Annotated in this window: 12 protein-coding genes; 7 read left to right on the plus strand and 5 right to left on the minus strand. The window is 48.0% G+C overall.

All coding sequences use genetic code 11. The annotated features are described in order from the left end of the window. Positions 1-56 precede the first annotated feature (56 nt). Together ABD846_RS04075 and ABD846_RS04080 are read left to right on the plus strand one after the other, a co-directional pair. Positions 57-557 (plus strand): DUF922 domain-containing protein, encoded by a 501-nt coding sequence (locus ABD846_RS04075; RefSeq protein WP_344822925.1) that lies wholly within the window; start codon positions 57-59, stop codon positions 555-557. A gap of 31 nt (positions 558-588) precedes the next feature. Further along, positions 589-3,084 (plus strand): PIG-L family deacetylase, encoded by a 2,496-nt coding sequence (locus ABD846_RS04080; RefSeq protein WP_344822927.1) that lies wholly within the window; start codon positions 589-591, stop codon positions 3,082-3,084. 55 nt (positions 3,085-3,139) lie between these two features. Here ABD846_RS04080 and ABD846_RS04085 read toward each other — a convergent pair whose 3' ends face one another. From ABD846_RS04085 to ABD846_RS04100, 4 genes are all read right to left on the minus strand, one after another. Beyond that, positions 3,140-3,352, minus strand: coding sequence for a helix-turn-helix domain-containing protein (locus tag ABD846_RS04085; protein ID WP_344822929.1), 213 nt, complete (start codon positions 3,350-3,352; stop codon positions 3,140-3,142). Positions 3,353-3,472: 120 nt separating this feature from the next. Next, entirely contained in the window at positions 3,473-4,183 is a 711-nt protein-coding gene (clpP, locus tag ABD846_RS04090; RefSeq protein ID WP_344822931.1) for an ATP-dependent Clp endopeptidase proteolytic subunit ClpP, read from the minus strand. A gap of 109 nt (positions 4,184-4,292) precedes the next feature. Continuing rightward, positions 4,293-5,087: a rhomboid family intramembrane serine protease gene (locus ABD846_RS04095; RefSeq protein ID WP_344822933.1), complete on the minus strand. Its 795-nt coding sequence runs from the start codon at positions 5,085-5,087 to the stop codon at positions 4,293-4,295. Positions 5,088-5,160: 73 nt separating this feature from the next. After that, positions 5,161-6,021: a rhomboid family intramembrane serine protease gene (locus tag ABD846_RS04100; RefSeq protein WP_344822935.1), complete on the minus strand. Its 861-nt coding sequence runs from the start codon at positions 6,019-6,021 to the stop codon at positions 5,161-5,163. Between the two features lie 175 nt (positions 6,022-6,196). On the opposite strand from ABD846_RS04100, the gene purN reads away from it, so the two are divergent. The 3 genes from purN to recO are packed head-to-tail and all read left to right on the plus strand — an operon-like array spanning position 6,197 to position 9,854. Then, positions 6,197-6,802: a phosphoribosylglycinamide formyltransferase gene (gene purN / locus ABD846_RS04105; RefSeq protein WP_344822937.1), complete on the plus strand. Its 606-nt coding sequence runs from the start codon at positions 6,197-6,199 to the stop codon at positions 6,800-6,802. Between the two features lie 24 nt (positions 6,803-6,826). After that, the gene (porZ, locus tag ABD846_RS04110; RefSeq protein ID WP_344822939.1) at positions 6,827-9,118 is read left to right on the plus strand and encodes a type IX secretion system anionic LPS delivery protein PorZ; all 2,292 of its coding nucleotides are present in this window, start codon (positions 6,827-6,829) and stop codon (positions 9,116-9,118) included. A 1-nt stretch (position 9,119) separates the two neighbouring features. Next, the gene (gene recO, locus ABD846_RS04115) at positions 9,120-9,854 is read left to right on the plus strand and encodes a DNA repair protein RecO (protein WP_344822941.1); all 735 of its coding nucleotides are present in this window, start codon (positions 9,120-9,122) and stop codon (positions 9,852-9,854) included. A gap of 3 nt (positions 9,855-9,857) precedes the next feature. On the opposite strand, the gene rpoN is transcribed toward recO, so the two are convergent. Then, on the minus strand, positions 9,858-11,342 hold the full coding sequence (gene rpoN, locus ABD846_RS04120) for an RNA polymerase factor sigma-54 (RefSeq protein WP_344822943.1): 1,485 nt from the start codon (positions 11,340-11,342) through the stop codon (positions 9,858-9,860). Between the two features lie 157 nt (positions 11,343-11,499). On the opposite strand from rpoN, the gene ABD846_RS04125 reads away from it, so the two are divergent. Together ABD846_RS04125 and ABD846_RS04130 are read left to right on the plus strand one after the other, a co-directional pair. Beyond that, positions 11,500-12,705, plus strand: a complete 1,206-nt coding sequence (locus ABD846_RS04125) for an alanine dehydrogenase (RefSeq protein WP_344822945.1) — start codon at positions 11,500-11,502, stop codon at positions 12,703-12,705. 32 nt (positions 12,706-12,737) lie between these two features. Further along, complete coding sequence (locus ABD846_RS04130) at positions 12,738-13,094, plus strand: tellurite resistance TerB family protein (RefSeq protein WP_344822947.1); 357 nt, start codon at positions 12,738-12,740, stop codon at positions 13,092-13,094. Positions 13,095-13,104 lie beyond the last annotated feature (10 nt).

The raw sequence follows: 13,104 nt of genomic DNA on the forward strand, positions 1-13,104 counted from the left end.
TTTTTCCGGCATCCGGTTCTTTTGCGCAGCAACGAAAAATTTATGCCCGGGTTATCATGGACAGCAGGTCCAAGGATCCCGATCAGATCGTGTATGTGAAAAGCAGGAAATTGGATTGGGACGACTTTCAGGGAGAGGAAGAACGCAATGCCGATGCGGTTGCTATGGCATATACCGGAGTTTCCGTACGTTATGAGGGCAGTATCCGGAACGGCGAGGTGCATCTCGACATTCGTGTTTATGCGCATTTCAGCAAAAGACAATCCTGGGTGCTGCCGCAATCAAAAACGGACTGGACACTTGCTCACGAACAAAGACATTTCGATATCACGGCACTGAATGCCTGTGCGCTGTTCGAGGAGTTAAAACATTTTCCCTTCACCGACAGGTTCGAAGAGGAAATTCATTCATTACAGGAACGTTACCAGAAAAAAAATGAGGACGAGCAGGATGAATATGACAGGCGCACCAATCATGGCATTTACCATGAAAGCCAGCGCGAATGGAATGAACGGATTATCAAAATGCTCGGAGAGCACGCTGATTGTTTTCAATAATAAAAGAAAAAAAGTACGCTAACATTATAACATGAAATTACTTCGCTATCTGGCCCTGGCCGTAATGGGCGTCACCGCACCGCATGTGCAGGCCCAAACACCCGCAGCCAGTTCTTCAGAAATACTGCTTCAGTTAAAGAAACTGAACGTAACAGGTTCTGTCCTGTATATCGCTGCTCATCCGGACGATGAAAATACACGACTGCTTGCCTACCTCGCAAGCGAACGCAAATTGCGTACAGGGTATTTGTCGCTCACACGAGGCGATGGCGGCCAGAATCTGATCGGGAAAGAACAGGGTGAAATGCTCGGACTGATCCGCACCCAGGAATTGCTCGCAGCACGCCGTACAGACGGTGCGGAGCAGTTTTTTTCCAGAGCGTTCGACTTCGGCTTTTCAAAGAATCCGCAGGAGACATTCACCTTCTGGAATAAGGGGCTTGTTCTCTCTGATGTGGTATGGGTGATCCGAAACTTCAAACCGGATGTGATCATCTGCCGTTTCCCCACCACCGGAGAAGGTGGCCACGGGCATCATACCGCTTCCGCTATCCTTGCGGAAGAAGCCTTTAAAATTGCCGGAGATCCCCGCTGGTTTCCCGAGCAGTTACAATATACTCAGGTATGGCAGCCAAAGCGTATTTTCTGGAACACCTTCAACTTTGGCGGATTAAACACGACGTCGGAATCGCAGATGAAGATTGATGTCGGCGGATACAACCAGCTGCTCGGGAAGTCGTACGGAGAGATTGCAGCAGCAAGCAGATCCAATCACAAAAGTCAGGGTTTCGGCTCGGCAAGCACCCGTGGCGAATCATTTGAATATTTTAAACAACTGGCCGGCAGCAGTGCAAAGAAAGACCTGTTCGACGGCATCAACACTTCGTGGTCGCGTATACCGGGAGGTACAGCAATACAGGCTGCTATCAGCAAGATCATAGCGCAATACAATATACAGGCGCCGGAGCGCTCCATCCCTCAACTCGTTGCTGTTTACCGTCAGCTGCAAAGCCTGTCCGAAAAAAATCCGGAAACGCATTACTGGAAGACGCAAAAGGAAAAAGAGCTGAAGGCAATCATCCTCGATTGTGCAGGAATATGGATGGAAGCTGCTGCGACAGACTATAAAGTAATGCCCGGCGCCTCGATTCCGGTAAATACACAAATCATCCTGCGTAAAAAGGCAGCTGTGGAGCTGGAACAGCTGGTGTACGCGGCGTCCGACACGGCTATGCAGTTGCAGCTGAAACCGAATCAGCTGTATGCGTTCAAACATGCGGATGCGGTGCCGGTTTCCCAGGCTTATTCCACGCCCTACTGGCTGCAGCAACCGCACAATACCGGTGCTTTTATCGTGGACGATCAACTGATGATAGGAAAGGCGGAAAATGGTCCGGCATTGAGCGAACAGGTGCACCTGAAGATCGATGGTGTGCGCATCGATTACGAAATACCGGTAGTGTATAAGTACACAGATCCTGTGAAAGGGGAAGTGTATCGACCGCTGGAAGTCTTACCACCGCTTACAATTAATTTACCCGAAGCTGTGAATGTTTTCCGTAATGGTAAAGGCCGCGTGCTTTCCCTTACCGTAAAAGCAAACAAGCCTGACGTAAACGGACGTCTGTCCGTAACAGCTTCAGGCGGATGGTATGCAGATGTGGAACAACCAGAGATACATCTTAAATCTGCCGGTGATGAAGCAATCATCCAGGTGTATGTGGAGCCTGTTGCGGGAGTACCGTCTTCTGAGCTTAAAGCAAGTGTGCGCATCGACGGCAATAGTTATGAAAAAAGCATTCGTAGGATTGATTACGAACATATTCCTGCTCAGTTCACCTTATCATCTGCGACTACCAGACTGGTAAGCATAGACATGTACAAGTCGGGCAACAATATAGGCTACATTGCGGGGGCGGGAGATGAGATTCCCTCCTGCCTGCAGCAGGTCGGATATAAAGTGACCATGCTGAACGACGATATGATAGAGCAGGGTGACCTTTCTGCCTATGATGCGATTGTGACGGGTGTGCGTGCTTACAACACCAATCCGAAAATGCAACAGCATTACAAAGCGTTGATGAACTATGTGAAGAAAGGTGGTAATCTGATTGTGCAATACAATACGAATAACAGGATCAGTTCCGTTCCGGTAGATATCGGTCCGTATCCTTTTACGATCACGCGTGACCGAGTGACGGATGAACATGCGGCCGTAACATTCCTCCGGCCGGATCATGCTGTTTTCCATTTCCCGAACGAGATTACCCAGGCTGACTTTGACGGTTGGATACAGGAGCGCGGCATTTACTTTGCTACAGATTCCCTGAATAAATACACCAAAGTATTGTCTATGGCAGACCCTAAAGAGAATGCTCAGGACGGAAGTCTGCTCATCAAAGCATACGGTCGCGGGAACTTTGTGTACGCAGGTCTCGCATTCTTCAGAGAGTTGCCTGCCGGTGTACCGGGTGCCTACAGGTTGTTTGCAAACCTGCTTGGGTTGCCGGTACATGAAAAGCGGTAAGCCGGAGTCGGACATTCATAAAAGGGAGCTGTTATGCGGATGACAGCTCCCTTTTTTATTGTATCAGTAATTCGTGCGGACTTACCTTCAATGCTTCTGCGATCAGAAAGAGGCTGGCGACTGTTATCTGGCTCTGACCATTTTCCATACGGCAATAGGCAGTTGGCGTGACGCCGATCCTGCGGGCTACAGTATGTTGACGGATATCTTTTTTTGTGCGGATCTGCCGGATGTTCTGCAAGAAGGCTGCATATTGTTTTTCGTTCATCTTTAAGTTGTATGTTCATCTGCTTTTCTACAATCAAAGATTGGTCCAAACTCGTTGCCAAACGGAATAAAAAAAAAGGGCCCGTTCGTACAGAACAGGCCCTTTTAAAAAATGCGTGACTTATTTATTTTCCATGCCGGTTTGTTTGCGTGGATTACGGATCAGCACTTCGTCGATCATTCCGTAATCTTTTGCTTCCTGCGCGGTCATCCAGTAGTCGCGGTCGCTGTCCTTTTCTACTTTTTTGAATGGCTGTCCGCTATGTTCTGCAATGATCTCGTACAGTTCTTTTTTCAGCTTTCCGATTTCACGGGCCGTGATTTCGATATCGCTTGCCTGGCCTTCCGCGCCACCCAATGGTTGGTGGATCATGATGCGGGAGTGTTTCAGTGCAGTACGTTTTCCGTTTGTTCCCGCACACATCAGTACTGCCGCCATGGAAGCCGCAATACCGGTACAGATAGTGGATACATCGGGGTTGATGATCTGCATGGTGTCGTAGATACCTAAACCTGCATATACGCTACCGCCTGGACTGTTCAGGTACATCTGAATATCACGGTTGCGGTCAGTGCTTTCCAGGAACAGCATCTGGGCTGTTACGATATTAGCCACGTAGTCGTTGATACCTTCTCCCAGGAAGATAATACGATCCATCATCAAACGGGAAAATACGTCCATTGAAGCAACGTTCATAGGGCGCTCCTCGATGATGTACGGAGTGAGGTTGGTAGGGAATTTGGTGTTTACGGCAGCCGTGTAGCTGTCTACGGTAAGGCTGCTGATGCCATGATGTTTGATGGCGTATTTGCGAAATTCGTTATGGTTCATTTTTTGAGCTTTTTAAATTTTATGTAAATGGTCTGTGGCAATTTTCGCGCCAGAATAAAATTAATGTCAATACGGCAAATTAGCTGACAAAAGGTGTCTTAAAAGCGACTTAACGGCTGGCTTCCCGCAGCTGTTTCTTTTCATCCGGTGAAAGAGAATCGTATCCGTGCTCATTGATCTTATCCAGTATACGGTCGATTATTTCTTCCTGGGCACTTTTTGTGCGCCTGGGCTTGTACGGCGCTTCAGAAGGATTGAATTTCCGGTCCATACGATGAAAAACAGTGTAAGCCCAGGCTCCGGGCTGATACCCGTTCTGCAATAGCTTTACATAGACAAACCCGGTGAGACCTGCGGTCAGCAGCATTGCGATGTTGGCCGGTGTAAGCGGAACACTCAGCAGCATCAGTAAGGTAAACAACGCGGCGAGTCCGGCCAGCGGCACTCCGAAATAGTCACTCAGGTAAATGCGGTAGGAAGGCGATAAAGTAAGCGCTGCACACATTATACCGAATATACCGGCATGCGCTCCCATTACCAGGGAACCTGCAGGAAGCAAGGCCGAGGGGAACAACTGCGTCAGCGTGAATGCGAGTCCGCCCATAATGGTTGTATACAGGAACAGCGGTATGATCTGTTTATAGCCTACGAGGTTCTGCACCACATTGCCGAAGCAGAAAAGCCACAGCATATTGCTCAGCCACTCCCAGAAGCCACGGTGACACCAGGCATAGGTAAAGATCGTCCACCACCTTTCCTGGATACGCGGCAGATCCGCAATACCCACATATTCAAAAGTAAGCGCGAATGCACGGGCCTGGGGGACAGCATAAACGATCATCGTGATCCATACCAGGCGAACAGCCACAAAGCCGAGACCGGAAAATGCAATGAGCTGGATCACAGCATTCTTGTTATAGGCAGGGATATGGAATCTTTGTAAGGAAGAACGGGACATTTTCTATAGTGATCCTGGTTTAATAAAAATGACGGCGGTTGTTTTTCTGCCAGTAACGTAACAAAATAAACGCGAACAACATGCCGCCCAGATGCGCGAAATGCGCCACATTATCTCCTGCCGAGTTCTGTATTCCGGCAAATAACTCAACAATTGCATACAGCGCAACGAAGTATTTTGCCTTAAGCGGAAACAGGAAATAAATATACAGTTCCATGTTAGGAAACAGATAGGCAAAAGCGAACAATACACCGAATATCGCACCTGAAGCTCCTACGGTTGCCTGATCGATAATGCCGTCCACCTGGCCGTGAGCGGTAATATCATACCCCCCGCGGATGTAAAGATTAATGTAGTAGGACGATTCGTTGATGAATGTGGTATTCGAAGGATTGCTCTCCCATAAATGCTGGTAATTGCGGAAACTTTCCTGGAAAGGTCCGTTAATGTATTGTGTTACAAACCGGCCAAACTGATCAACAGTCGGATTCAGCTGATATTGCGCAAATGCTTTTTCAATGGCACCAAACTCGAATCCGAGCACGGTAAGATGACACAAAGCCGCACCCACGCCACATATAAAGTAAAACACGAGAAACCGTTTCGTCCCCCATATATTTTCGATGAGGCTGCCGAACATCCATAGTGCAAACATATTGGACAATAGATGTGTGAAGTTTCCATGTAAGAACAAATGCGTCAGTAATTGCCACGGACGAAAATAATGGGACCTCCAATAGTGCAGACCCAGATAATCGGATAAACGTATCCCGTATTTTTCGAGAACACTGCTCAGCAGCAGTAATAATGCATTAATGATGATCAGATTTTTTACCGCGGGGGGTAATATCTGGAATCGTTGTGGACGAAATTCTGTCATGTAGTACGTGGATTGATCCCGGGAAATTTACTCCGGGCATCACGGTGTATCAACAAAACTACATTTTATATGCTAGATATTCGGCCTGCCGAGTCTCAAGAAAGGCTTAAAATTTCGCCAGCTAAAGCATGACGTCGAAGCCTAAGTAATAGTACTTTTGCAGAATATGAGTGATTTGAGTAGTCCAATGCCCTCCGTACCGATCGTCATTTTTGCTTCCGGGCGCGGATCGAATGCAGCGGCCATTATCAGATATTTTAAAACTAACGGCAAAGCGCATGTCGCACTGATCGTCTGCAATAAAGCAACGGCAGGTGTACTGGATATAGCAGCGCAAAATAATATACCTTATCTGCTGATTGACAGGGAATCTTTTGAAACACCGGCATTTCTGGCTGCCCTATCATCCTATCAGCCTGCCTGGATTGTACTGGCGGGCTTCCTCTGGAAAGTACCCGCCTCAGTGCTCGCGGCATTCCCGGGTAAGGTGATCAATATCCATCCGGCTCTGTTACCGAAATACGGTGGTAAAGGCATGTACGGAACCTATGTACATCAGGCAGTTATCAATGCAGCTGAGAAGCATTCGGGTATTACCATACATCTCGCAAACGAACACTATGACGAAGGTGATGTGCTGCTTCAGGCTTCCTGTTTTTTGAGTCCGGGAGAAACCAGTGCAAGCCTGGCGGCTAAAATAGCCGGTCTCGAACACTATTACTTACCACGAACGCTCGAATATCTGATTCAGAGCAATAATGAAAACACACAGGCGTTTTAGGAATGCCGTTACCATTTTCCGCACATGAACTATTTTAAAATCTACTTAGCTGCGCTGCTTGCCGTTATTCTCGGAAGCCCTGATACGTCTGTGGCACAGGATCGCCCGCTTTACCGGTGGCGATCTCACCTGCCGTATAATGAGGTATTGGGAACCGCTACCGACGGAAACCAGCTGTTTGTTGCAGGCCGCTGGAGTTTTTTTACGTACAACCTCTCCGATAAAGAAATCACCACGTATGCCAAAGAGCACGGAATGGCCGATGTGGGTCTGTCCTGCATTGGATACGATGTGCTTAATCAGACTGCGGTGATTGCTTATGCCAACAGTAATATTGATCTGTTCAAAGACGGTACATTTTCCAATATTCCTTTTCTGAAATTGAAAAACACTTCGGGCGATAAAGCAATCTACCAGGTGTATTGCGATGCCGGAAAGGCTTACCTGAGCACTGGTATCGGTGTTCTGGCACTTGATGTGGCAAGGAAGGAAGTGAAGGAAACCTATTCCTTTTCTGATGCTTCGGGAACATATGCCGTATATAATTTTGCTTCGGGAAAAGACACTTTTTACGCAGCGACAGCTAAGGGAATTTACAAAACGGCAAAGACCAATGCGATGATCCAGTACGGGGCCTCCTGGACATTGGTTGATGCAAGCCGGGCTTATAAACTTGTAGCAGTATCACAAGGCAACGTATACGCTGCCTCAGCCGATTCTGTTTTTCAGATACACACAGACGGATCCTTCTCTCTGCTCTTTACCAGTCCCGGTTCTGTTATGCGTCATCTTGATCCCACCGATAAAGGTCTCGCAGTATCTTCCTGGAATGCCACGCGCTATGATGGCTCGATTGTGCACTTCGACGCTACGGGCGCGCGTCTCGATTCATTTGAATCAACTAACCCGATGATGGTAAGTCAGACGCTTGACGGGACTCTGTGGGTGGCAGACCAGACCAATGGCTTGCTGAATAAATCGGAGCGCATCACGCCATCAGGTCCGCGTGGTATCGGCGGCTACGACCTTATCTGCAATGACCGGAAAGTATATGTTGCCCATGGCGCTTACGATGATCGCTGGAACCTGCGTCTGAACCGTGAAGGTATCTCTGTACTGGATAATAATACCTGGACAACCTACAACCTGTATACATTCCCTCCGTTCAATGACCTGGTCGATGCTGTGCGTATGGCAAAAGATCCCACCGATAATACTTTGTATATCGCATCGCAGGTAAATGGTTTATTCTGGCTGAAAGAAGACAAAAGTGCAGGTAATCTGCGCGAAACGGTTTTTGAACCACATCTGATCGATCCATCCTCATATCGCCTCAGCGGCGTTGCGTTCGATGGCGATAACAACCTCTGGGTAACGCAAACAGACGCCCCGCATGAGCTGATGGCGAGATCAGCGAAGGATGGGCAATGGTATAAGTTCGGACTGCCTTCCACACGACCGCGCCCTTATTTTGAAAATGGTGCTGCCGGTCTGATCATAGACGATTACGGTCAGCAGTGGTTTTTCTCTCCTGCAGGCGGCGGCTTGCTGGTGTATAATTCTAAAGGCACCCTCGAAGATGCTTCAGACGATGAGTATACACGTCTGCAGATGGGCGTGGGTTTGGGTAATCTACCGGACAACCAGGTGCAATGTATCGTAAATGATAAGAAAGGTGTGATCTGGGTAGGAACATCAAACGGTATCGGAATTATCAGCTGCCCGGATCAGGTGATTGCAGGACAATGTGAAACGGAGATCCGCGTGGTGCAGTACGACAACTTCGCAGGCCAGTTGTTCAACGGTGAAGTAGTAAAGACGATCGCAGTGGATGGGGCAAACCGTAAGTGGGTAGGTACCGGCAACGGTGTATGGCTCATATCAGACGATGCGGGCAAAATCATCTTCCGTTTTACCAAAGACAACAGCCCGCTGCCATCCAATTCTATTCAGACAATCAAGGTAGACCCGGTGGACGGTAGCGTGTATATTGCCACAGATGAAGGCCTTGTATCCTTCCACAGCACTGCGACGGATGGCGGAGCGGAAAATAAGAACGTATTGGTTTATCCGAGTCCGATCCGTCACTCATACAGCGGCCCAATTGCGATCAAGGGCCTGGTGAACAATGCAGATGTCCGCATCACGGATGTTTCGGGTCAGCTTGTGTACCGCACAAAAGCTAATGGCGGAACTGCCGTGTGGGACGGTAAAGATTACACCGGTCGCCGCCCGCAATCGGGTGTGTACTTAATCTTCGCCACTAACAGCGATGGTACACAAACGTACGCCGGTAAGATGGTGTTTATCAAATAACATGCTCGAACCAACACAAGGTATTGTACTCAGGCAGGTTAAGTACGGAGATTCCAGCCTGATCATTTCGGTATTCACCGAACGCTTCGGTCTGCATGCATATATGCTTAAAGGCATCCGCAGCGCAAAGTCGAAAACCAACAGGGCAGGATTGCTCCAGGTTTGCTCGTTGCTGGATCTGATCGTGGATCACCGCCCCGGCAGACAACTGCAGCATATACGTGAGTTTAGCCCGGCGTATTACTATCAGAAAATTTCTGAAGACATTGTCCGCAACGCCATCGCCGTTTTTTCCGCTGAAGTGCTGGGTAAGTTATTGCCGGAGGGAGAGACCATGGAAGATCTTTTTGCATTCTGCCAGGAGTATTTTACCGCATTGGACCAACTGCCGCTTCAGGATCTGGCGAACTTTCCGATCAGCTTCCTGATCCGTTGCGGACGTTTCCTGGGTTATGGAATCACCGGAACGTACAGCGACGAACAGCCTTTTCTGGATGCCGCGGAGGGCGCGTTCTGCAATAAGCTGCCGGCAGATGCGGTGCCGCTTATGTACGACGAAGCCCGTATGCTGGACGAGCTTTCCCAGGTAGAACTGCTCAGCGAAAGTGCTTCGGTGAAACTCAGCTCCGCTTCACGGGCGCAGATACTCGAATGGTATATCCGCTTTCTGCAGCTTCATACACAGCATATGGGAGATATACGCTCGCTTACCGTATTGAGGGAATTGCTGCGATAGAGATCAGGACTTCCTCAGCCTTGCAACCGGAATCATCAGCTGCTCCCGGTATTTTGCAACCGTACGACGGGAAATATTATAGCCTTTCTTCAGCAGGATATCCGTCAGATCCTCATCACGTAACGGATGATCTTTGTCTTCTCCTTCGATAATCTCAGCGAGAATACTTTTGATCTCTTTGTTGGTTACCTCCTTGCCGGAGTCGAGCGTGATCTTTTCTGAGAAAAAGTGCTTCAGCGAATAGGTCCCGAACTGGGTTTGCACATATTTACTGTTGGCTACGCGCGATACGGTGGAGATATCAAGATTGGTCAGCTCCGCCACATCTTTCAGGATCATCGGCTTCAGCGTTGTTTCATCCCCTGTAAGAAAGAAATCCTTCTGCAGATCCACAATTGTATTCATAGTCTGCAACAAAGTGGCCTGGCGCTGCTTGATAGAATTGATGAACCATTGCGCCGATTCCAGTTTTTGCTTGATGAATGTGATCGCTTCTGCGTTCTTCTTGTCTTTTTTATCGGTACGGCCGAAATCGTTCAGCATTTCCCGGAAGTCCGGTGAGATACGCAATTCCGGTGCATTTTTGGAATTCAGCATCACTTCAATTTTCCCGTCGTTATTATCGACAAAAAAATCCGGAATAATATACGTCTTATTTACAGCGGTAGGGTTTTCGAAAGCCGCGCCCGGTTTGGGATTGAGCTTCAGGATCATGTCCATTGCTTCCCGGAACTGAACATCATTGATATGCAACGAACGCTTAATGCGATCGAAATGTTTCTTGACAAAAGCTTCGTAGTGTTTCTCCAGCATGCTGATGGCAATGGCAATCGTTTCGCGGGGCTTACCGATCCGTTTCAACTGGATGATCAGGCATTCCTGAAGTGTATACGCGGCTATGCCCGGGGGGTCAAACTGCTGGATGCGCTGGATGATAGATTTCACTTCTTCCTCTGTAGTGCTCACATTCTGGCTGAATGCAAGATCGTCTACAATCGCCGTTATGGAGCGACTGAGATAGCCGTCATCATTGATGCTGCCGATTATCTGCTCAGCGATCTTCTCTTCTTTTTCAGACAGCGACAACATCTGCATCTGTTCGAGCAGACTTTCATGAAAGTCCACATCATTCTTCAGATACGAATAGGGATTTTTATCGTTTTCGTTATTGTAAGCATAACCTCCGTCGTCGTTTTCGGAGCGCAGGTAATCATCAATATCCACCTGGTCGGCATGATCGTCCTGCAGGGAAACCTCTTCCTGAAAATCCTCTCCGGAATCCTCACTGCGATTATCGTCCTCAAAGATGTTTTCGGAAGAAGAGGAGGTGGCGGCATCCGACTCATACACCAGCGCCGGGTTGATCTCCATTTCCTCTTTGATTCTTTGCTCCATCTCGATAGTAGGCACACGCAACAGTTTCAGGAACTGAATCAGCTGCGGGGACATTTTCTGGAGCAGCTTTTGCTGCTGACTTTGACGAAGCATTTAGGATCGGGGTACTTGTCGCAAAAATAACAGAATATTCAAACCTAAATCGTATTCGTTTGGTGGCGATTATTAACTAAATCCCAATTTTTTCTGAAAGCTTCCATTTTTCGAAATCATATTGTACTTTTCTACACTTATTTTGAAAGTCGAAAGAATGAAGCCTTTTGTTGCACCGTCTTTTTCCTATGTTCCTCTTGAAGAAACGCTGGAAATCAAGCCGAAAAAGAAGAAGATGTTTATCGGAATTCCCCGTGAAACCTCTTTTGATGAGAACCGTGTTGCGCTTACTCCTGAAGCGGTAGCTGTACTGGTAAACGGAGGTCATGAGGTGGTTGTGGAGAGTAAGGCCGGCATCGGTGCTTTTTATTGCGACAGCGATTATTCCGAAGCGGGAGCCCGTATTGCATATGATAAAGCAGAAGTGTACAAAGCGCTTACGATCATTAAATCGGCTCCTATCTCAGAAGAGGAGATAGATCTGTTGCAACCGAATCATGTAGTGTTGTCTCCTATACATATGCCGTTCCTGAAGGCCGGTATGGTGGAGCAACTGATCAACAAGAAAATTATCGCAATTGCCTTCGAGTCTATTAAAGACGATGCAGGCACTTATCCTATTGTACGCTCGATGAGTGAGATTGCGGGTAATTCGGCTATTCTCACTGCCGCTCAGTACCTCAGCAACCAGCACAATGGTAAAGGGATTTTACTCGGGGGTATTTCGGGCGTGCCATCTGCAAATGTGGTGATCATCGGAGCAGGTGTGGTCGGCGAGTTTGCTGCGCGTGCCGCCCTGGGGCTCGGAGCCAATGTCACTGTTTTTGATAACTCTGTATATCGTCTGATGCGTTTGCAGAATAATATCGGCCGACGGGTGTCTACCTCCGTCCTTGATCCCGTAACACTGGGCAATGAGTTGTCTTCGGCGGATATTGCGGTAGGAGCACTGAAGCCGGTACATGGTATCACACCTATGGTGGTGACGGAGCAGATGGTGTCGAATATGAAAGCGGGCTCGGTTGTGATCGACGTGAGTATTGATCGTGGCGGCTGCTTTGAAACATCGCGTGCCACAACATTGCAGAAGCCCGTATTCCGGTACCAGGATGTGATCCATTATTGTGTACCGAATATTGCTTCCGGCGTTTCCAGGACAGCATCCCGTGCGATCAGTAATGTGCTGATGCCGATTGTGAGCCAGTCTGCCGATTTCGGCGGCGTGGAATACCTGATCGAGTCGAGAAGCGGTATCCGTAATGGTGTTTATTTATACAAAGGTTGTGTGACGAAAGCCTCTATTGCACGGAGGTTTGATTTGAAATATACAGATCTGGATCTGCTGCTGGCCACGCACCGCTGATCCGGAATATTTTTTGACGAAACTATTTGCTTATGCCGAACAACAGAATGAATAAGACGATGGCTGGTTATCACATCCTGATGATCCTGTCAGCCGTCGACTTTCGTTTTAATCCCAATGAAGACATTGTTATACGCGATTATCTCCTGCATGAATTCCCTTTTCATGTAAACCTGGATAAACAGATGGCTACCATCAGCAATCTGAAGCCGGATGAATGGGAGTCTCATTATATTAAGGCCATCGAAGATTTCTATGATGATTCCACAGAGCAGGAAAGATTGAAGCTGCTGGATTTTGCCATGCAGTTGTGTAAGGCCGATTCGGTCATTACCAAAACGGAAAATCATTATCTCAATCTGCTTTTCGAAGCCTGGGATCCACAATAAAAAAGCCTCC

The sequence above is a fragment of the Rurimicrobium arvi genome, from assembly GCF_039540495.1.
GTDB lineage: Bacteria > Bacteroidota > Bacteroidia > Chitinophagales > Chitinophagaceae > Rurimicrobium > Rurimicrobium arvi.